This window comes from Sulfuricella sp. T08, assembly GCF_000971475.1.
GTDB lineage: Bacteria > Pseudomonadota > Gammaproteobacteria > Burkholderiales > Sulfuricellaceae > Sulfuricella.
The window spans coordinates 1-17,543 of sequence record NZ_DF967531.1; the positions used below are offsets into that span (position 1 = coordinate 1).

22 protein-coding genes and 4 tRNA genes are annotated in these 17,543 nt (G+C 57.2%); 2 read left to right on the top strand and 24 right to left on the bottom strand.

The genetic code is table 11. The annotated features are described in order from the left end of the window. From SCT_RS06285 to SCT_RS06335, 11 genes are all read right to left on the bottom strand, one after another. Window positions 1–91 (bottom strand): GTP-binding protein (locus tag SCT_RS06285; protein WP_032978997.1); only part of this gene is annotated, 91 nt, incomplete at its 3' end. Between the two features lie 39 nt (window positions 92–130). Continuing rightward, window positions 131–205 (bottom strand) — tRNA-Thr (locus tag SCT_RS06290). A gap of 26 nt (window positions 206–231) precedes the next feature. Further along, window positions 232–305: transfer RNA gene (locus tag SCT_RS06295), tRNA-Gly, on the bottom strand. 89 nt (window positions 306–394) lie between these two features. Beyond that, window positions 395–479 (bottom strand) — tRNA-Tyr (locus tag SCT_RS06300). Window positions 480–574: 95 nt separating this feature from the next. After that, window positions 575–650, bottom strand: a tRNA-Thr gene (locus SCT_RS06305). Between the two features lie 296 nt (window positions 651–946). After that, complete coding sequence (locus tag SCT_RS06310; RefSeq protein ID WP_059420522.1) at window positions 947–1,378, bottom strand: ClpXP protease specificity-enhancing factor; 432 nt, start codon at window positions 1,376–1,378, stop codon at window positions 947–949. Continuing rightward, window positions 1,375–1,974 (bottom strand): glutathione S-transferase N-terminal domain-containing protein, encoded by a 600-nt coding sequence (locus SCT_RS06315; protein ID WP_059420524.1) that lies wholly within the window; start codon window positions 1,972–1,974, stop codon window positions 1,375–1,377. Before SCT_RS06315 ends, SCT_RS06310 begins: the two co-directional genes overlap by 4 nt. Window positions 1,975–2,206: 232 nt before the next feature. Then, window positions 2,207–2,920 (bottom strand): cytochrome c1, encoded by a 714-nt coding sequence (locus tag SCT_RS06320; RefSeq protein WP_059420529.1) that lies wholly within the window; start codon window positions 2,918–2,920, stop codon window positions 2,207–2,209. Next, window positions 2,920–4,155 carry a cytochrome bc complex cytochrome b subunit gene (locus SCT_RS06325; RefSeq protein WP_059420533.1) on the bottom strand — a complete coding sequence of 412 codons (1,236 nt, stop codon included), beginning with the start codon at window positions 4,153–4,155 and terminating at the stop codon, window positions 2,920–2,922. Before SCT_RS06325 ends, SCT_RS06320 begins: the two co-directional genes overlap by 1 nt. A 3-nt stretch (window positions 4,156–4,158) precedes the next feature. Further along, window positions 4,159–4,752 (bottom strand): ubiquinol-cytochrome c reductase iron-sulfur subunit, encoded by a 594-nt coding sequence (petA, locus tag SCT_RS06330; protein WP_059420537.1) that lies wholly within the window; start codon window positions 4,750–4,752, stop codon window positions 4,159–4,161. A 262-nt stretch (window positions 4,753–5,014) separates the two neighbouring features. After that, window positions 5,015–5,761, bottom strand: a complete 747-nt coding sequence (locus SCT_RS06335; protein WP_059420540.1) for a Nif3-like dinuclear metal center hexameric protein — start codon at window positions 5,759–5,761, stop codon at window positions 5,015–5,017. An 82-nt stretch (window positions 5,762–5,843) separates the two neighbouring features. Between SCT_RS06335 and SCT_RS06340 the strand changes: the two genes are divergently transcribed. Both SCT_RS06340 and SCT_RS06345 read left to right on the top strand, forming a co-directional pair. Further along, window positions 5,844–6,989, top strand: coding sequence for a Do family serine endopeptidase (locus tag SCT_RS06340; RefSeq protein WP_059420542.1), 1,146 nt, complete (start codon window positions 5,844–5,846; stop codon window positions 6,987–6,989). A gap of 92 nt (window positions 6,990–7,081) precedes the next feature. After that, window positions 7,082–8,953 carry a GGDEF domain-containing protein gene (locus tag SCT_RS06345; RefSeq protein WP_059420545.1) on the top strand — a complete coding sequence of 624 codons (1,872 nt, stop codon included), beginning with the start codon at window positions 7,082–7,084 and terminating at the stop codon, window positions 8,951–8,953. Here the strand turns inward: SCT_RS06345 and tatC are convergent. The 13 genes from tatC to hisG form a co-directional block, all read right to left on the bottom strand. After that, window positions 8,950–9,768 carry a twin-arginine translocase subunit TatC gene (gene tatC / locus SCT_RS06350; RefSeq protein WP_082098221.1) on the bottom strand — a complete coding sequence of 273 codons (819 nt, stop codon included), beginning with the start codon at window positions 9,766–9,768 and terminating at the stop codon, window positions 8,950–8,952. The two genes, SCT_RS06345 and tatC, sit on opposite strands and share 4 nt — an antisense overlap. Continuing rightward, window positions 9,765–10,202, bottom strand: a complete 438-nt coding sequence (gene tatB / locus SCT_RS06355) for a Sec-independent protein translocase protein TatB (RefSeq protein ID WP_059420549.1) — start codon at window positions 10,200–10,202, stop codon at window positions 9,765–9,767. Before tatB ends, tatC begins: the two co-directional genes overlap by 4 nt. 6 nt (window positions 10,203–10,208) lie before the next feature. Continuing rightward, entirely contained in the window at window positions 10,209–10,430 is a 222-nt protein-coding gene (gene tatA, locus SCT_RS06360) for a Sec-independent protein translocase subunit TatA (protein WP_059420552.1), read from the bottom strand. Window positions 10,431–10,448: 18 nt separating this feature from the next. After that, entirely contained in the window at window positions 10,449–10,784 is a 336-nt protein-coding gene (locus tag SCT_RS06365; protein WP_059420554.1) for a histidine triad nucleotide-binding protein, read from the bottom strand. Next, window positions 10,781–11,101: a phosphoribosyl-ATP diphosphatase gene (locus SCT_RS06370; RefSeq protein ID WP_059420556.1), complete on the bottom strand. Its 321-nt coding sequence runs from the start codon at window positions 11,099–11,101 to the stop codon at window positions 10,781–10,783. Before SCT_RS06370 ends, SCT_RS06365 begins: the two co-directional genes overlap by 4 nt. Beyond that, window positions 11,098–11,493 (bottom strand): phosphoribosyl-AMP cyclohydrolase, encoded by a 396-nt coding sequence (gene hisI, locus SCT_RS06375; protein ID WP_059420558.1) that lies wholly within the window; start codon window positions 11,491–11,493, stop codon window positions 11,098–11,100. Before hisI ends, SCT_RS06370 begins: the two co-directional genes overlap by 4 nt. Further along, window positions 11,490–12,263 (bottom strand): imidazole glycerol phosphate synthase subunit HisF, encoded by a 774-nt coding sequence (hisF, locus tag SCT_RS06380; RefSeq protein WP_059420560.1) that lies wholly within the window; start codon window positions 12,261–12,263, stop codon window positions 11,490–11,492. Before hisF ends, hisI begins: the two co-directional genes overlap by 4 nt. After that, window positions 12,263–13,009, bottom strand: a complete 747-nt coding sequence (hisA, locus tag SCT_RS06385) for a 1-(5-phosphoribosyl)-5-[(5-phosphoribosylamino)methylideneamino]imidazole-4-carboxamide isomerase (protein ID WP_059420562.1) — start codon at window positions 13,007–13,009, stop codon at window positions 12,263–12,265. The genes hisF and hisA overlap by 1 nt, the downstream gene beginning before the upstream one ends. 36 nt (window positions 13,010–13,045) lie before the next feature. Then, window positions 13,046–13,702: an imidazole glycerol phosphate synthase subunit HisH gene (hisH, locus tag SCT_RS06390; protein ID WP_059420563.1), complete on the bottom strand. Its 657-nt coding sequence runs from the start codon at window positions 13,700–13,702 to the stop codon at window positions 13,046–13,048. A gap of 5 nt (window positions 13,703–13,707) precedes the next feature. Further along, on the bottom strand, window positions 13,708–14,295 hold the full coding sequence (gene hisB / locus SCT_RS06395; RefSeq protein ID WP_059420884.1) for an imidazoleglycerol-phosphate dehydratase HisB: 588 nt from the start codon (window positions 14,293–14,295) through the stop codon (window positions 13,708–13,710). A 79-nt stretch (window positions 14,296–14,374) separates the two neighbouring features. Continuing rightward, entirely contained in the window at window positions 14,375–15,436 is a 1,062-nt protein-coding gene (hisC, locus tag SCT_RS06400) for a histidinol-phosphate transaminase (protein ID WP_059420564.1), read from the bottom strand. A gap of 14 nt (window positions 15,437–15,450) precedes the next feature. Further along, window positions 15,451–16,749, bottom strand: coding sequence for a histidinol dehydrogenase (gene hisD / locus SCT_RS06405; protein ID WP_059420569.1), 1,299 nt, complete (start codon window positions 16,747–16,749; stop codon window positions 15,451–15,453). Between the two features lie 39 nt (window positions 16,750–16,788). Then, the gene (hisG, locus tag SCT_RS06410; RefSeq protein WP_059420573.1) at window positions 16,789–17,442 is read right to left on the bottom strand and encodes an ATP phosphoribosyltransferase; all 654 of its coding nucleotides are present in this window, start codon (window positions 17,440–17,442) and stop codon (window positions 16,789–16,791) included. Window positions 17,443–17,543: the final 101 nt, after the last annotated feature.

Genomic DNA, 17,543 nt, shown 5'->3' on the forward strand with positions numbered 1-17,543 from the left:
CCGCCGTCAGCGTCGTCTTGCCGTGGTCCACGTGACCAATCGTGCCTACGTTTACGTGCGGCTTCGTCCGCTCAAATTTGCCTTTTGCCATGATTATTTCCTTTAAGCAACTAATCCAGAACAAAAATTATGGAGCCCATGATCGGAATTGAACCGATGACCTCACCCTTACCAAGGGTGTGCTCTACCCCTGAGCTACATGGGCATAAAACCAGTGCTACTAACACTTACTGGAGCGGGTGAAGGGAATCGAACCCTCGTCGTAAGTTTGGAAAACTTCTGCTCTACCATTGAGCTACACCCGCATTCCTAAACAATTACCCATGACCATTCAGAGCCAGGAGCACCAAGACGAGCGCCCAGCCCGTCTTTAAAAACTTCTACCACTAAAATCTGGTGGAGGGGGAAGGATTCGAACCTTCGAAGGCAGAGCCGTCAGATTTACAGTCTGATCCCTTTGACCGCTCGGGAACCCCTCCGAACGTAACCGCTAATTATGCCGGTGTTGCGCTTTCCTGTCAAACACATTTGCCGCGAATCGTATTTACTTCCACCGCGGGCATCCCGAAACTTCTGGTGCCGGCACCAAGAATCGAACTCGGGACCTTCTGATTACAAATCAGCTGCTCTACCAACTGAGCTATGCCGGCAATAGACAAGGGCCGCATTATAGCGGTGTTAGTGCACACTCGGCAAATCCAGTTTTGCCTTCGATCATTTTCCAGCGCTTCACATCAGATTTGATTAACCTCATCACAAAGCACGAAATATAGCCGCCTGATAGATCTGCGCTTTAAATAAAGACCGAGAAAAAAGGAAATGCCGGAGCGATATTCAGTCCGAATAAATCAGGTAGGGTAGCCGTGATCGCCGACACCAACAACAACCGCATCGGGGCTACGATCTGCGAACAGGCCGAACAAGCGACTGGCCCGTCACGCAATAATTATTTTACAATTTTCAATTGCGGTTTGCTGCGCGGGGTGGGCGGCTCGTCATCTGGCGATGGCGAAGATGCGCCACTATCCAGTGGCGTTTCACCCTCCGCGCCATGAACGCCGACCTTCTCTTCAACCGCAAAGGAAAGGCCTTGAGCATTTTCGCGGGCGTAGATGCTGACCACCGCATCTATAGGCACCTCGATATCACGTGAAGCGCCATTGAAGCGCGCTGAGAACTGGATCAGGTCATTGCCGATGAGAAGGTTACGCGTGGCCCCTTGGCTAACATTCAGGACAATCTGCCCGTCCTTCGCGAACTCCATAGGTACCCGGGTATGCTTGCCCACCGCAACCACAAGGTGGGGCGTCAGCCCGCTATCAGTGCACCATTCATAGATGGCGCGAATGAGGTATGGTTTGGTGGACAGTTCACTCACTTGCGCATGGCTTTTTCGGACGGGGTCAGCGCCTCAATGAATGCTGGACGACTGAACAACCGCTCGCCGTATTTCAGCAGGGGTGCGGCCTGCTTCGGCATGGAGATGCCGTAATAATCCAGACGCCACAACATGGGCGCAATCGCCACGTCAAGCATGGAGAACTCTTCGCCCAGCATGAACTTCTGCTTGACGAACACTGGCGCAAGCTGTGCGAGGCTGTCGCGCACCGCTCCGCGCGCTTTATCAGCCGCCTTCTGGCTGCCATGCTCGATAGCCGCAACATGGCTGAACAATTCCTGTTCGAAGCGATGCAAAAACAGTCGCGCCCGTCCGCGCATCACCGGGTCAGCCGGCATCAGTTGCGGGTGAGGGAACCGCTCATCAATGTATTCATTGATGATGTTCGCCTCGTGCAGAATCAAATCGCGCTCCACAAGCACGGGCACTTGGTTGTATGGGTTCATCACCGCCAGATCTTCAGGCTTGTTGTGAATATCCACATCGATGATCTGGAAATCCATGCCTTTTTCATACAGTACGATGCGGCAACGCTGACTAAATGGGCACGTAGTGCCGGAATAAAGGGTCATCATAGGTTTTTTGCTACTAATAGTGGTAGACATGTTTATATTGGCGAATCCGCGTGTCCGAGACCAGAATCCAGCTATCGGAATGAACGGCTTGCCGAGGGGAACATCCCCTATGCGCTCCGGCCAATCGACTCATACTAACATTTTATCGAGGCGATTTGCTAGAGCTCAAAGCGGAAACGGGCCATAGTGGCCCGTTTCCGCTGATTCAGGCCAGTAGCCTGATCACATCAGCTTAATGTATATCCTTCCAGTACTCTTTCTTCAGGTAATAAGCCGGCACGAAGAATATAGCCAGGAAAAGCAGCACATAAATACCCAGCGTCATTCGCTTCGTCTTCGCCGGCTCGCCCATGTAGTCCAGGTAATTTACCAGATCCGCCACCATGCCATCATACTCGACCGGCGTCATCTTGCCTGGCTTGGCCAGCACCAGCTTCTGGGTTTCGTGCTCACCATGCTTCTCCACGTGCAGCACCTGCTCGCCCTGAAGTTCATTCAGCACGTGCGGCATACCCACCTTGTCGAAAGCCACATTATTCCAGCCGGTCGGCCGGGTCTCGTCGCGGTAGAAGCCACGCAGGTAGGTATAGAGCCAGTCCACACCACGGAAGCGGGCAATCACGGAAAGATCTGGAGGCGACGCACCGAACCACACCTTGGCGTCCTTCTTGCTCATGCTGTTAGTCATGGTATCGCCCACCTTGGCATCGGTGAAGATCAAGTTGTCCTTGATCTGCTGCTCGGTGAGGCCAATGTCCTGCAGGCGGTTGTAACGCATCGCCTGCGCGCTGTGGCAAGAGAGACAGTAGTTGACGAAAGTTTTTGCGCCGCGCTGCAGCGACTGCTGGTCGCTCAGGTTGGTAGGCGCCTTGTCCAGATGGAGGTCGCTGGAAGCGAACGCCATCGTCGAAGCCAGCAGGCTTACGAGAAACAGTATCTTTTTCATTATCCTGTCACCCTTTCCGGTACGGGTTTGCATTTGTCGATTTTGGTGTACCACGGCATCAGCAAAAAGAATGCGAAGTAGATCACGCCAAAAATCTGGGAGAGAATGGTGTAAAGCGGATTAGGCACCTGGGCGCCGAGGATGCCCAAGCTGATGAAGCTGATCACGAAAAGCCCCACCGCAACTTTGTAGATCGTTCCACGGTAGCGAATCGACTTGACCGCACCGCGGTCGAGCCAGGGCAGGAAGAAGAAGACCATTACCGCCGCGCCCATGGCGATCACACCCGGGAGCGGAGAACCGAACATCGGCGGCGTCGCACGCAAAATGGCATAGAACGGGTTGAAATACCACAGTGCACCAATGTGCTGCGGCGTTTGCATCGTATCGGCGGGAACAAAGTTAGCGTATTCCAGGAAGTAGCCGCCCATATCCGGCTTGAAAAAGAGGATCGCGGAAAACACCATCAGGAACACTATCACCCCGACAATATCCTTCACCGTATAGTAGGGATGGAAAGGTATGCCGTCGAGCGGGAGACCTGTTTTGGGATCCTTGTGCTTCTTGATTTCGATGCCATCCGGATTGTTCGAGCCCACTTCATGCAAAGCAATGATGTGCGCCACCACCAAGCCGATAAGAACCAGCGGCACGGCGACAACGTGAAAGGCGAAAAAACGGTTCAGCGTGGCGTCCGAGATGACATAGTCGCCGCGTATCCACAGAGAAAGATCCGGGCCGATAAACGGAATGGCGCTGAACAGGTTTACGATCACCTGTGCTCCCCAGTAGGAAAGCTGGCCCCAAGGCAGCAGGTAGCCCATGAAGGATTCTGCCATCAGGGCCAGGTAAATCAGCATGCCGAAAATCCAGACCAGCTCGCGTGGCTTGCGGTAGGATCCGTAGATTAAACCGCGGAACATGTGCAGGTAGATCACGGCGAAGAACATCGAGGCGCCGGTGGAGTGGATGTAGCGAATCAGCCAGCCCCATTCCACGTCGCGCATGATGTATTCCACCGAGTAGAAGGCAAGACCCGCATCCGGCTTGTAGTTCATGGCGAGGAAGATGCCGGAAACGATCTGTATCACCAGCGCCAGCAACGCCAGCGAACCGAAGAAGTACCAGAAGTTGAAGTTCTTCGGCGCATAGTATTCGGAAAGGTGCTCTTTCCACAGCTTGGTAAGAGGGAAACGCTCGTCCACCCAACCCAGCAAACTTGTAAGACTGTTCATTTATCAGGCTCCCTTGCTATCGTCGCCGATTAGAATACGGCTGTCGCTCAAATACTTGTGGGGCGGAATCACCAGATTGGTCGGTGCGGGAACGCCCTGGAATACGCGCGCAGCCAAATCGAACTTGGAACCATGGCAGGGGCAGAAGAAGCCGCCCGGCCAGTCGGCGCCAAGATCTGCCGGGCCGACCTCCTTGCGGAAGGTCGGCGAGCAGCCCAAGTGGGTGCAAACACCGACCGCCACCAGAAACTCCGGCTTGATCGAACGTGTCGCATTCTTGGCGTATTCGGGCTGCTGCATCACCTCGGATTTGGGATCGACCAACCTATCGTCATGCTTCGACAGAAGGTCCAGCATGTCCTTGGTACGGTTCACGATCCATACCGGCTTGCCGCGCCACTCCACGTTCAAGATCATTCCGGGCTCGATTTTGCTGATATCCACTTCCACCGGCGCGCCACCTGCCTTCGCGCGCTGGCTCGGCAACATGCTCGCGACAAAAGGTATGACGGTCGCTACCGCCGCCACTCCACCGACCGCAGTCGTAGCAGCAATCAGAAACCTCCGTTTGCTGCGATCCACTTCATTTTGGCTCATACACTGAATCCCCGTTTTCTTGGAAACCTCAACGGCACTCCCGGTATTGAATTTAAGCTACCCAGTCAATACCGACGGCGCCAGATAAAATAATCTGCCGCGAAACATTCCGGACAATCCTGTCCGGAAAATTTATTGAGACATAAAAACCGCGAATTATAACCAAATTTTCTGAAAAACTTAAACCCATTTATTCGACAATCTTGCAGGATATAAACCAACACATTGTTTTTTATCAATAAAACACGAATAATCGCCTAAGCTAAACCGGGTTATCAATATCAACAAACTGATGGCTGATGCAGAATTGTTGAGCCAGATGTGCGCCCAGTGCCTGCACCCCGTAGCGCTCGGTCGCGTGGTGGCCGGCCGCAATAAACCCGACTCCCGTCTCGCGCGCAAGATGGACGCATTGCTCCGAAATCTCGCCGGTGAGAAAAGCATCTACACCAAGCCGGATCGCCTCCTCGAAGTATCCCTGGGCTGCGCCGCTACACCAGGCGATGCGCCGCACCGGTGTGTCCCCATCGCCGATAATCAGTGGAGCACGGCCCAAGACTCGCGTTACTCTTTCTCCCAGCCCACAAAGCGGCAACTCGTCGGTGAGTGCACCATGACAGGCAATGCTCTGCTCACCAAACCTGCCTTCCTCCACGAATTCCAACTTTTGCGCCAACTGCGCATTATTACCCAGCACTGGATGCGCATCGAGCGGAAGATGGTAAGCCAGCAAGCTGACATTGTGGCGTAGCAGGAACTCGATCCGGGCGCGCTTCACCCCTGTAATACGGGCATCCTCGTTCTTCCAGAAATAACCGTGATGCACCAGGATAGCATCCGCCCCCACACCGATCGCCGCCTTAAGCAAATCCAGACTGGCCGTCACCCCGCTCACCAGTCGAAAAACCTCGGGCCGCCCTTCTACCTGCACGCCATTTGGGCAATAATCATGAAATCGGGCCACATCCATTAGCTGACCGGTGTAATCTTCCAGCTTGTAAAGTTCCATTAGCGCCCCAAATTGAATTTTGGACGGCACGCTACTTGCCATCCATGATAAAACGCAATATTACCGATATCGAAAGAAAATTATGCGCAGACTCTGGCTCATTTTTGCACAAACCGCCACCATCAGTCTTGCTGCGCTCTTCGTTATCGCCACGCTGCAGCCGGATCTTCTGCCATGGCGCGGCAGCTCAGTGGTTACAGTGAGAGAGGCGCCATCAGGCGGCGCCCCGCAAAAGGCCGGTTCATTCAGTGCTGCCGCAAAAAAAGCCATGCCTGCAGTGGTCAATATTTTTACCAGCAAGGAAATCCCTGCACCGCACAGTCCATTCATGGACGACCCCCTGTTCCGCCGCTTTTTTGGCGACCGTTTCGATGGTGAGCCACAACGCGCGTCCAGTTTGGGCTCGGGCGTGATTGTCAGCACGGATGGCTATATTTTGACCAACCACCATGTCGTCGAGGCCGCCGACGAGATCGAAGTGGCCCTCGCTGATGGCCGAAAAAGTTCGGCCAAAATCGTCGGCACCGATCCCGATACCGATCTCGCCGTACTGAAAATCGAACTGAAAAATCTGCCCGTCATCACCCTGGGCCATGCCGAACAGCTCCAGGTAGGAGATGTGACGCTGGCGATCGGCAACCCCTTCGGCGTCGGCCAGGCTGTAACGATGGGGATTATCAGCGCCTTGGGGCGCAGCCACCTGGGCATCAACACCTTCGAAAATTTCATCCAGACCGACGCTGCGATCAACCCAGGGAACTCCGGAGGTGCACTGGTGGACGCTAGCGGCAACCTGATCGGCATCAACAGCGCAATCTATTCCCGTAGCGGTGGCTCGCTGGGTATCGGCTTCGCCATCCCGGTCAGCCTCGCCAAGCAAGTGATGGAACAGATCGTCCGCCATGGCGGCGTAGTGCGCGGCTGGATTGGGGTGGAAGTACAGGACATCACGCCTGAGTTGGCAGAAACTTTTAAAATACGCAAAACCAGCGGCGTCCTGATCGCTGGAGTACTACGCGGCGGACCGGCAGATCGGGCAGGCGTCAAACCGGGTGACATCCTGCTGGAAATCAGCGGCAAACCGGTCGATGATTCCACCGACATGCTCAACCAGGTTTCCAGCCTGGAACCCGGCAAGGTCGCCGCGCTGAAGATTTTGCGCAACCAGACCGAAGCCCAGCTCCATGTCAGCATCGGAAAAAGGCCGAAAGCGCAGCAAAATAATTAAAGTAAATTCTATAAAACACGGGTAAGCTATTGCAGTACCTAAGGAAAACACCTAGTATCCTTGGAATACTATGCGGCAACGGACCCCTACCCATGACTCTCAACACCAAGACCCTGCTGTTTTTCTCAGCCCTGATGGGACTTTTGGTGCTGCTTCTAGCCGCCATCAGCCTTTATTCCTTCCGCCAGTTCTCCCTTTACACCGCCGAACACCACGCCCGTTCGGTGGCGGAAACGATCAAAGTGGGCCTGACCGAAAGCATGGTCAACGGCACCATCGGCAAGCGCCCGCAATTCCTGGATCGACTGGCCGGAGTGCCTGGGGTCCAGAATGTGCGCATCATACGCGGACCCGCAGTAGTCAAGCAGTTCGGTGCAGGCCTCGCCCTGGATCACCGGGCTGATGGAATTGAAAACGATGTAATCAGCCGTGGCGAGGCACGCTTCGACGTGCTGGAAAGGGAGGGCTCCTCACTCTTTCGCGCCATCATCCCCTATATCGCCACTGGCCAAGGCACACCCAACTGCCTGCAATGCCACGCCGTCAGCCCAGGCACTGTGCTGGGCGTGGTCTCAATTGAGATCCCCCTGAGCGACGTTCAACGGCAGGCAAACACCGCCACCGCAATGGTCAGCCTGTCCGTGTTCCTGGCTGCTTTGCTGACACTGCTGCTGCTGCGCTGGCAGCTTCGCCCGCTGGTGGAAACCGCAGGCGCTGTGAAGACTGTCGTCACCCAGGCAATCGGCGGGGCTTTCCACGGACGAATCAAGCAGCGCGGTTCCGACGAGATCGGCGTGATCACTGGTCAACTCAATCAGCTGATGGAATTCCTGGATGAGGGGATAGGCACCATCGGCCGGCGCGTAAGCGAATTAATGGGCCATCATCACCGGCCACTGAACGTCGGCAACCAACTGGTCACCACCACCGAAATGGTGGAAGGGTTAGTGGAGGTTTCCCGATACAAACAGGCTATCGAGGAAGACCAGACCAAGCAGGAAGTCTATCAGCGCCTGGTAAATGTACTCAACGAAAAGTACGATTTCCACCGGTTTTCCATCTACGAAGTGGCCGCTAGCAAGAACCGCATGTCGCCGGTTGCGGTCGACGGCGTAATCAATGCGCCCTGCCGCTGGTGCGACTCGCAGATCCTGATCGACGCCAACGCCTGCCGGGTAAAGCGCACGGGCCACGAAGCCAATGGCATCGACTCCCCCGGTATTTGCACTATGTTCCGGGATGAAAGTGAAGGGGAAAAGCATCTTCACCTATGCATGCCGATTACCCAGTCTGGCGCAGTAGGTTGCGTGGTTCAAATCGTGGTGAGCCTCGACGAAGCACCGTTAGCGCAATACATGATCCCATTTATCGCCGTGTATCTGCGTGAAACCGCGCCGGTGCTCGAAGCAAAACGCTTGATGGAGCACCTGCGCGAAAGCTCCCTGCGCGACGCCATGACCGGCCTCTACAACCGGCGCTTCCTTGAGGAATACGCCACCACCCTGGTCGCCACCAGCCAGCGCCGGCAAAGTCCTTTCTCGGTGCTCATGCTGGACCTGGATTACTTCAAGCAGGTCAATGACACCTTCGGCCACGAAGCCGGCGATAAAGTACTCAAGACACTGGCCGAAACCCTGTCCAGGAGCGTGCGCACGTCCGACATGGTGATACGCTACGGCGGAGAGGAATTTCTCATTGTGTTGCTGGATACCGGCGCCGAAGTCGCGATGAATGTCGCTGAAAAGATCCGCACCAAAGTCGAGGAAACCAAGATCTCGCTGCCTGGCACGATGCTGCAGAAAACCATTTCCATTGGCGTATCGGAGTTTCCATCCGACACGGATACTTTCTGGCAAGTAGTCAAGTTCGCCGATGTCGCGCTCTACGAGGCCAAGAGCCAAGGTCGCAACCGCGTAATCCGTTTCATTCCCTCGATGTGGACGACAGAGACGGGCAAATCCTAGTCCCGAGTTTCGCTCTGTTTATGCTCTATCGCGTCCAGCTCGCGTTCCATTTCCTCATCACTGAGCGGTTGGTAATCCGGCTCAGGCTCTGCAGCCCTTTTCACCATCATCGAGGCGACCACAATACCCAGTTCGTACAGCAGCCATAGCGGCACCGCCAGCATGATCTGGGACACCACGTCGGGCGGAGTGAAGACGGCACCGATCACGAAGGCGCCGACAACCACATAGGGACGGATCTCACGCAACTTATCGACACCGACCATGCCCATCGTTACCAGCACCACCACCACTACCGGCACCTCGAAAGTGATCCCGAAGGCGATGAACAGGGTCAGGACAAAATCCAGGTACTTGTTAATATCGGTCATCACTGCCACGCCCTGCGGCGCGACCGAGGTAACAAAACCGAATACCACCGGGAACACCAGGAAATAGGCAAAAGCCATACCGCACAGGAACAGGAAAGTGCTCGCGGCCACCAGCGGTGCGATCAGCCGTCTTTCATGGGCATACAGACCGGGGGCAATGAAAGCCCATATCTGGTAGAGCACATAGGGCAGGGCGATCATGAAGGCGGTCATCATCGCTACCTTCATCGGCACAAAAAATGGCGTCGTGACGTCGGTCGCGATCATCTGACCGCCCTTGGGAAGCGCAACGAGCAGCGGGTGCGCCAGTATGGCGTAGAGATCGCCGGCGAAGGGAAACAGACAGATAAACACCAGCCCCACCGCGATCAGCGCGCGCATCAATCGGCTGCGCAGCTCGATCAGATGGGAAAAAAACGACTCGGAAGTTTCAGGTGTGATCACTTGGATGGAGTCTCAGCTTGGTGGGGCCGCGCAGTATCCAGACCCAATTCAAGCTGCGCCGATGCGACTGCGGGGATTTCTGCGAATGGCAGGGGCGGCGTCTCGCCAGGCTTTTCCGCAGCCGCGTCCACCTGGGCAGTAGCCGGAGAAACCTGTTCCGCCACGCCCCTGAATTCCTGCTCGACGTGCCGGGTTTCCTCGATGATCACATGCTCGGCAGTCGAGGCCTTGGCGCGCAGATCGGCTTCGATCTTGCGCAGCTCTTCCAGCTTGAGCTGGTTGTTAATGTCAGCCTTGACCTCGGAAATATAACGCTGCGCCCGGCCGAACAGCAGGCCCGCAGTACGCGCCACTTTCGGCATGCGCTCCGGGCCGATGACAACCAGCGCAACGACACCGATCACCAGCAGTTCGGCGAAACTAAAGTCAAACATGGCGGATTACGATACGGTCTTGTTCTTGACTTCGCCTTCGATGGTTTGGCCGGTCTGCTGCGCCGGCGCATCGATCTTCGACGTCTTTTCCTCTTCCTTGACAGCTTCCTTGAAGCTTTTTACCGCGCCGCCCAAATCGCTGCCTACGTTCCGCAACTTCTTGGTGCCGAAGATCACCAGCACGATCACCAGTACGATCAGCCAATGCCAAATGCTGAATGAGCCCATTTCCTTCTCCTCTAAAAATTATACGTGCAGCAGCTTGCCGCCGCCGATGACATGAACGTGCAGGTGGAACACAATCTGCCCGCCGCCCTTGCCGGTATTGATGACGGTCTTGAAGCCATCATTCAGACCCTGTTCCTTCGCCAACACCGGCGCCAGCAGGAGGATGCGGCCGAGCAGCATTTCGTGCCGGGCATGACAGTCCTCCAGAGAGTCAATGTGCTCTTTCGGCACGATCATGAAATGCACCGGCGCTGCAGGGTTGACGTCATGGAAGGCGATAAGTTCACCATCCTCATATACCTTGCGGCTGGGGATTTCGCCCGCCACGATCTTGCAGAAGATGCAGTCGCTCATTGCTCGCCCCTCGCTGCCTTCTCGGCAAGGCCTGACAACCCCTCGCGCCGTGCCAGTTCGTCGAGCACTTCTTCCGGACGCACTCCCTGGCTGGCCAGCATCACCAGGCAATGAAACCACAAATCAGCGGTTTCGTACACGATCTGCTGACGGTCGCCGTTCTTGGCCGCCACGATGGTTTCTGTAGCTTCTTCGCCGATTTTCTTCAGGATAGCGTCCAGCCCCTTGGCGTACAGCTTGGCCACGTAGGAGTTGGCCGGGTCAGCCTGCTTGCGAGCTTCCAGAATATCCGCAAGGCGGATGAGGATATCGCTCATTTCTTGTAGATCTCCGCCGGGTCTTTCAATACAGGCTCCACCGTCAACCACTGGCCCTTTTCCAGTTTCTGGAAGAAACAATGGTTGCGGCCGGTATGGCAGGCGATGCCGCCAATCTGCTCGACCTTGAGGAGCACCACGTCCTCATCGCAGTCGAGGCGTATCTCTTTGACCTTCTGCACATGGCCGGATTCCTCGCCTTTGTGCCACAGCTTCTTGCGCGAGCGCGACCAGTACACCGCCTCGCCGCCCTCCGCCGTGAGCTTGAGGGCTTCACGGTTCATCCAGGCAAACATCAGCACCGTCCCGCTGGTCGCATCTTGCGCGATGACTGGTACCAGACCGTCATCCGTCCACTTCACCTTGTTCAACCAGATATCTTTTGTACTCATAGTCTCACTTCAATTCCATGTTGCGCCATATAGCGCTTTGCTTGCTCGACCGAATACTCGCCGTAGTGAAAAATGCTGGCTGCCAGCACTGCATCGGCGTGGCCCTTGAGCACCCCGTCCACCAGATGATCAAGATTGCCGACGCCGCCGCTGGCGATCACCGGAATACCAACCGCATCCGCCACGGCACGGGTCAGGTCAAGGTTGAAGCCGATTTTGGTGCCATCGCGATCCATGCTGGTCAGCAGAATCTCGCCTGCACCCATTTGTTCCATCTTTTTCGCCCATGCCACCGCATCCAGCCCGGTGTCCTTGCGACCGCCATGAGTAAACACGTTCCAGCGCAATGGCTCGCCCGCCACAGACACCTGCTTGGCGTCGATCGCCACCACGATGCACTGCGAACCGAACCGCGACGAGGCGTCTGCCACCAGTTGCGGGTTGATCACCGCGGCAGTGTTGATTCCGACCTTGTCGGCACCGGCATTGAGCAAGCGCCGAACGTCGTCGACGGCACGCACACCGCCGCCTACGGTGAGAGGAATGAACACCTGCGCCGCCACTTCCTCGATGATATGCAGAATCAACCCGCGGTTATCGCTGCTCGCGGTGATGTCGAGAAAGGTCAGTTCGTCGGCGCCCTGCTCGTCGTAGCGACGCGCGATCTCGACCGGATCGCCGGCGTCGCGCAACGCCACGAAATTAACACCCTTGACGACGCGACCGTCGGTCACGTCGAGGCAGGGAATAATGCGCTTGGCCAAACCCATCAGGCCGTTCCACCTAGTTCATCCGCCAGCTTCTGCGCCTCGGCGAAGTTGAGCGTACCCTCGTATATTGCCCTGCCGGTAATAGCGCCCATGATGCCCTCGGATTCAACCGCACAGAGACCCTTCACATCGTCCAGATTGGTTATGCCACCGCTGGCGATAACCGGAATGGTCAGCGCCCGCGCCAAATTTACCGTCGCTTCGATATTCACCCCGGAGAGCATGCCATCGCGGCCAATGTCGGTATACACGATCGCTTCCACGCCATAACCCTCGAATTTCTTGGCCAGGTCAATCACGTCATGCCCGGTCACCTTCGACCAGCCGTCCACCGCCACCTTGCTGTCCTTGGCATCGAGGCCGACGATAATCTGGCCGGGGAAAGCGTAGCAAGCCTCGTGCAGAAAACCTGGATTCTTCACCGCAGCAGTGCCGATAATGACGTAGCTGATACCATTATCCAGATAGCGCTCGATGGTTTCCAGGTCGCGGATACCGCCACCCAGCTGCACGGGAATATCGGCACCCACCGCATCCACGATGGCCCGGATAGCGCTACCATTGACCGGCTTGCCGGCAAAGGCTCCGTTCAGATCAACCAGGTGAAGCCGGCGCGCGCCGGCATCGAGCCAGTGCCTGGCCATCGCACCGGGGTCTTCGGAAAAGACTGTCGCCTCCTCCATTAACCCCTGTTTCAAACGCACACAGTGCCCGTCTTTCAAGTCAATTGCAGGAATAATTAGCATGATGGTTGCAGCAGTAGGATTTCATTAAAAAGTAGATCAGACCAGATTGGTTGCCGTTCCGTTCCATTCTGCGAAATTGGCCAGCAGCTTGAGTCCCGCAGCCTGGCTTTTTTCCGGATGGAACTGGACGGCGAAAATATTGTTGCGCGCCACGGCGCAGGCGAAGGCGAAGGGATAATGAGTAAACGCCGCCACCAGTTCGGGATTGCCTGCCTCGACGTAGTAACTGTGCACGAAATAAAATCTCGCGCCGTTGGTAATTCCGTTCCACATGGGATGAGACACGGCCTGATGCACCTCGTTCCAGCCGATGTGCGGCACCTTGAGGCGCTGCCCCTGGGTGTCGTGCATCTCCTCGCGCGGAAACAGCCTGACCTTGCCAGGCAACACGCCCAAACCTGCTACATTGCCTTCCTCGCTGAATTCGAACAGTGCCTGCATTCCCAGGCAGATGCCGAGGAAAGGCTTGGTCTGTGCCGCCTCGACCAGCACCTGACGCAGGCCACGTGCCTCCAGTTCACGCATGCAGTCCGGCATCGCGCCGACGCCGGGGAACACCACCCGATCCGCCTGCGCAATCTCGCCAGCATCGCTGGTCACCACGATGCGCGCATCCGGGGCGACATGCTCCAGTGCCTTCGCCACCGAGCGCAGGTTGCCCATGCCGTAATCCACTACCGCAATGCTGCTCATGATGTTTATAGGCTGCCCTTGGTCGAAGGCATGGCGCCGCCGAGGCGCGAGTCAACCTCCACCGCCATGCGCAGCGCGCGACCGAAGGCCTTGAAGATGGTTTCCACTTGATGGTGTGAGTTCTTGCCGCGCAAATTGTCGATATGCAGTGTCACCCCGGCGTGATTGACAAAGCCCTGGAAAAACTCCGACACCAGGTCAACGTCGAATTCGCCGATAGTCCCGCGCGAGAACTCCACCGCGAATACCAGGCCGGGACGCCCGGACAGATCGATCACTACGCGTGACAGTGCCTCGTCGAGCGGTACGTAGGCATGGCCGTAGCGGCATATGCCCTTCTTGTCGCCCACCGCCTTGGCGAAAGCCTGGCCCAGGGTAATCCCGATATCTTCGACGGTGTGATGTGCATCGATGTGCAGGTCACCCTTGGCGGAAATATCCAGATCAACCAGGCCATGCCGCGCGATCTGGTCCAGCATGTGGTCGAGGAAGGGCACGCCACTGGCGAGTTTGGCCACGCCGGACCCATCCAGATTGAGGGATACGCTGACCTGGGTTTCCAGGGTATTTCGGGTAACTTGAGAGGTACGCATTGGGTTGTTGGCCGAAGTTTTTCTCATTCTAACTCAGCATCGCAAGAGGGCAAAGCGGGCTGAGGCGATATCCTGCATTCTAGGTCAGAATTTCCCTAAGCGCACTGACCAGCGTCTCGCACTGCTCATCCGTTCCAACCGTAATGCGCAGGAATGGCGAGATGCGTGGCGGATTTTTGAAGTGCCGCACGATAATGCTGCGCTCGCGCAGCTTGGCGGCAAGCTCGGCGCCATCATGCCGGCCATGGCGGGCAAACACGAAATTAGCGGCCGAGGGCAGCACCTCGAAGCCCATCGCCTCGAGATCGGCCACCATCCGGGTGCGGGTGGTGACTACCTTGCGGCAGGTGTCCTCGAACCAGGCTCTATCCTCGATCGCAGCGGCGGCACCGGCAATGGCGAAGCGATCCAGCGGATAGGAGTTGAAGCTGTCCTTCACCCGCCCCAGCGCCTCGATCAGGTCAGGATGGCCGATTGCATAGCCGACGCGCAGCCCTGCCAGCGAACGGGATTTCGACAGGGTATGGACGACCAGCAGGTTCGGGTAGCGGTCTACCAGCCCGACGGCCGACTCGGCGCCGAAATCCACGTAAGCCTCGTCTACCACCACCATCGACCCGGTGTTCGCGCACAGCAGGCGCTCGATCTCGGCCAGTGCTAGCGGACGACCGGTGGGCGCGTTCGGATTGGGGAAAATGATGCCACCATTTGGCGTGAAGTAATCGTCGACCCGGATTTCGAACGACTCGGTCAGCGGCAGCTGACGGTAGGCGATGTCATACAGGCCGCAGTACACTGGATAGAAGCTGTAGGTAATATCCGGAAACAGCACCGGCTCATCATGCTTGAGCAGCGCCAGAAAAGCGTGCGCCAGCACCTCGTCGGAACCGTTGCCGACGAACACCTGGGCCGGATTCACCTTGTAAAAAGCGGCGATGGCTTCCTTCAGCCGGTCGCTGTTGGGATCGGGATAGAGCCGCAGGCTGTCGCCCACTTCGGCTCGCATCGCCTCCAGCGCCTTGGGGCTTGGCCCATAGGGATTCTCATTGGTGTTGAGTTTGACCAGATTGGGCAGCTTGGGCTGCTCGCCCGGCACATAGGGCGTCAGGTCATGAACAATGCGGCTCCAGTAACGGCTCACGCAATCACCACTTGTCAGCGCACACGGTATCCGGCCGAGCGGGCGTGCGCCTGCAGGCCCTCACCCTCAGCCAGCACCATCGAAATCTTGCCCAGAACCTGTGCACCAGCCTCGGACACCATGATCAGGCTGCTGCGCTTCTGGAAATCGTAGACCCCCAGCGGCGAGGAAAAGCGCGCCGTGCGCGAGGTCGGCAGAACATGGTTCGGGCCGGCACAATAATCGCCCAAAGCCTCGCAGGTCTGGCGCCCCATGAAGATGGCGCCGGCGTGTTTGATCTTTTTCGTCATCGCGACAGGGTCCTCGATGGAAAGCTCGAGGTGCTCGGGCGAAATGTAATTCGCGATTTCGGCCGCCTCGTCCAGGTCCTTCACCTGGATCAGCGCACCGCGCGCTTCCAGTGCGGTGCGGATGATTTCCTGGCGCGGCATCTGCGGCAATAGCTTTTCGATGCTGGCCTGTACTGCGTCGATAAAGGCGGCATCGGTAGCAAGCAGGATGGACTGTGCCAGCTCGTCGTGCTCGGCCTGGGAAAACAGATCCATCGCGATCCAGTCCGGGTCGGTCTTGCCATCGCAAATCACCAGGATTTCAGAAGGCCCGGCCACCATGTCGATACCGACCACGCCGAACACGCGACGCTTGGCAGCCGCAACATAGGCGTTACCGGGGCCGACGATCTTGTCCACCTGCGGCACGGTCTGCGTACCATAAGCCAGCGCGCCCACCGCCTGCGCCCCGCCGATGGTGAACACCCGATCCACACCGCACACCGCAGCAGCAGCCAGCACCAGCTCGTTGACCAAGCCACCCGGAGTCGGCACCACCATGATCAGTTCCTTCACCCCGGCTACCTTGGCGGGAATCGCGTTCATCAGCACCGATGAAGGATAGGCTGCCTTGCCGCCGGGCACATACAGGCCGACCCGGTCGAGCGCCGTCACCTGCTGGCCGAGCATGGTGCCATCAGCCTCGGTGTAATTCCACGACTGCATCAATTGTTTTTCGTGGTAAATCCGCACCCGCTCCGCAGCTTGTTGCAGCGCCTCGCGCTGCGCGGCGGGCAGGTTGTCAAGCGCCTGCTTGAGTCGGGGCTGCGACAATTCCAGTTCGGTAGCAGAAGCCGCATCCAGCTGGTCGAAACGCTTCGTGTACTCCAGCACGGCAGCATCGCCCCGCGCCTTGACGTCGTGCAGGATGCCCGCGACCACGTTGTCGATGGACTCGTCCTGCGCGCCCTCGAAGGCCAGCAAATCGGTCAGCCGCGCCTGGAAATCGGGCTGCACAGTGGAATAACGTTTGATGTTTAGCATGATGATTTAGGGATAATGGAATGGCAGAATTTTAGTGAATCAAGGCGATGTCTTGGCGACGGTCTCAGCAAAAATATCGAGGATAGGCTGAATCTGCTCGCGCTTGAGCTTGAGCGCCGCCTGATTCACCACCAGCCGCGAGCTGATCTGCATGATTTCTTCCACCGCCACCAGGTGGTTGGCCTTGAGCGTGCCGCCGCTGCTCACCAGATCGACGATGGCGTCGGCCAGCCCGACCAGCGGCGCCAGTTCCATCGAACCGTAAAGCTTGATCAGATCGACGTGCACACCCTTCTTGGCGAAATGCTCGCGCGCGGTTTGCAGGTACTTGGTGGCAACTCGCAGGCGCGCGCCCTGGCGCACTGCATTTTCATAATCGAAGCCTTCCGGCACCGCCACCATCATGCGGCAACGCGCAATCTGCAGGTCCAGCGGCTGGTACAGGCCGTCGCCGCCGTGCTCGTTGAGCACGTCCTTGCCGGCGATACCCATGTCGGCCGCGCCATATTGCACGTAGGTCGGCACGTCGGAAGCGCGCACCACGATCAGGCGCACCTCGGGACGATTGGTTTCCAGGATCAGCTTGCGCGAGGTTTCCGGGTCGTCGAGCGGAATAATCCCCGCCGCTTTCAGCAGCGGCGCGGTTTCCTCGAATATGCGGCCCTTGGAGAGGGCGATGGTGATTCCAGTCACGTCGGATATCTCGTTTGCTAAAAAAACCGATTTTACCGCAGAGGACGCGGAGGACGCAGAGGTTTTTAGGGCCTTCTTTATTGAACTACGAACTTTGCTTT

What these genes read in the sequence shown, in the direction of transcription:
- SCT_RS06315 (WP_059420524.1), bottom strand. Translation starts at nt 1,974, where the DNA reads ATGATGACCCTTTATTCCGGCACTACGTGCCCATTTAGTCAGCGTTGC.
- SCT_RS06320 (WP_059420529.1), bottom strand. Translation starts at nt 2,920, where the DNA reads ATGAAAAAGATACTGTTTCTCGTAAGCCTGCTGGCTTCGACGATGGCG.
- SCT_RS06325 (WP_059420533.1), bottom strand. Translation starts at nt 4,155, where the DNA reads ATGAACAGTCTTACAAGTTTGCTGGGTTGGGTGGACGAGCGTTTCCCT.
- petA (WP_059420537.1), bottom strand. Translation starts at nt 4,752, where the DNA reads ATGAGCCAAAATGAAGTGGATCGCAGCAAACGGAGGTTTCTGATTGCT.
- SCT_RS06335 (WP_059420540.1), bottom strand. Translation starts at nt 5,761, where the DNA reads ATGGAACTTTACAAGCTGGAAGATTACACCGGTCAGCTAATGGATGTG.
- SCT_RS06340 (WP_059420542.1), top strand. Translation starts at nt 5,844, where the DNA reads ATGCGCAGACTCTGGCTCATTTTTGCACAAACCGCCACCATCAGTCTT.
- SCT_RS06345 (WP_059420545.1), top strand. Translation starts at nt 7,082, where the DNA reads ATGACTCTCAACACCAAGACCCTGCTGTTTTTCTCAGCCCTGATGGGA.
- tatB (WP_059420549.1), bottom strand. Translation starts at nt 10,202, where the DNA reads ATGTTTGACTTTAGTTTCGCCGAACTGCTGGTGATCGGTGTCGTTGCG.
- tatA (WP_059420552.1), bottom strand. Translation starts at nt 10,430, where the DNA reads ATGGGCTCATTCAGCATTTGGCATTGGCTGATCGTACTGGTGATCGTG.
- SCT_RS06365 (WP_059420554.1), bottom strand. Translation starts at nt 10,784, where the DNA reads ATGAGCGACTGCATCTTCTGCAAGATCGTGGCGGGCGAAATCCCCAGC.
- SCT_RS06370 (WP_059420556.1), bottom strand. Translation starts at nt 11,101, where the DNA reads ATGAGCGATATCCTCATCCGCCTTGCGGATATTCTGGAAGCTCGCAAG.
- hisI (WP_059420558.1), bottom strand. Translation starts at nt 11,493, where the DNA reads ATGAGTACAAAAGATATCTGGTTGAACAAGGTGAAGTGGACGGATGAC.
- hisF (WP_059420560.1), bottom strand. Translation starts at nt 12,263, where the DNA reads ATGGGTTTGGCCAAGCGCATTATTCCCTGCCTCGACGTGACCGACGGT.
- hisA (WP_059420562.1), bottom strand. Translation starts at nt 13,009, where the DNA reads ATGCTAATTATTCCTGCAATTGACTTGAAAGACGGGCACTGTGTGCGT.
- hisH (WP_059420563.1), bottom strand. Translation starts at nt 13,702, where the DNA reads ATGAGCAGCATTGCGGTAGTGGATTACGGCATGGGCAACCTGCGCTCG.
- hisB (WP_059420884.1), bottom strand. Translation starts at nt 14,295, where the DNA reads ATGCGTACCTCTCAAGTTACCCGAAATACCCTGGAAACCCAGGTCAGC.
- hisD (WP_059420569.1), bottom strand. Translation starts at nt 16,749, where the DNA reads ATGCTAAACATCAAACGTTATTCCACTGTGCAGCCCGATTTCCAGGCG.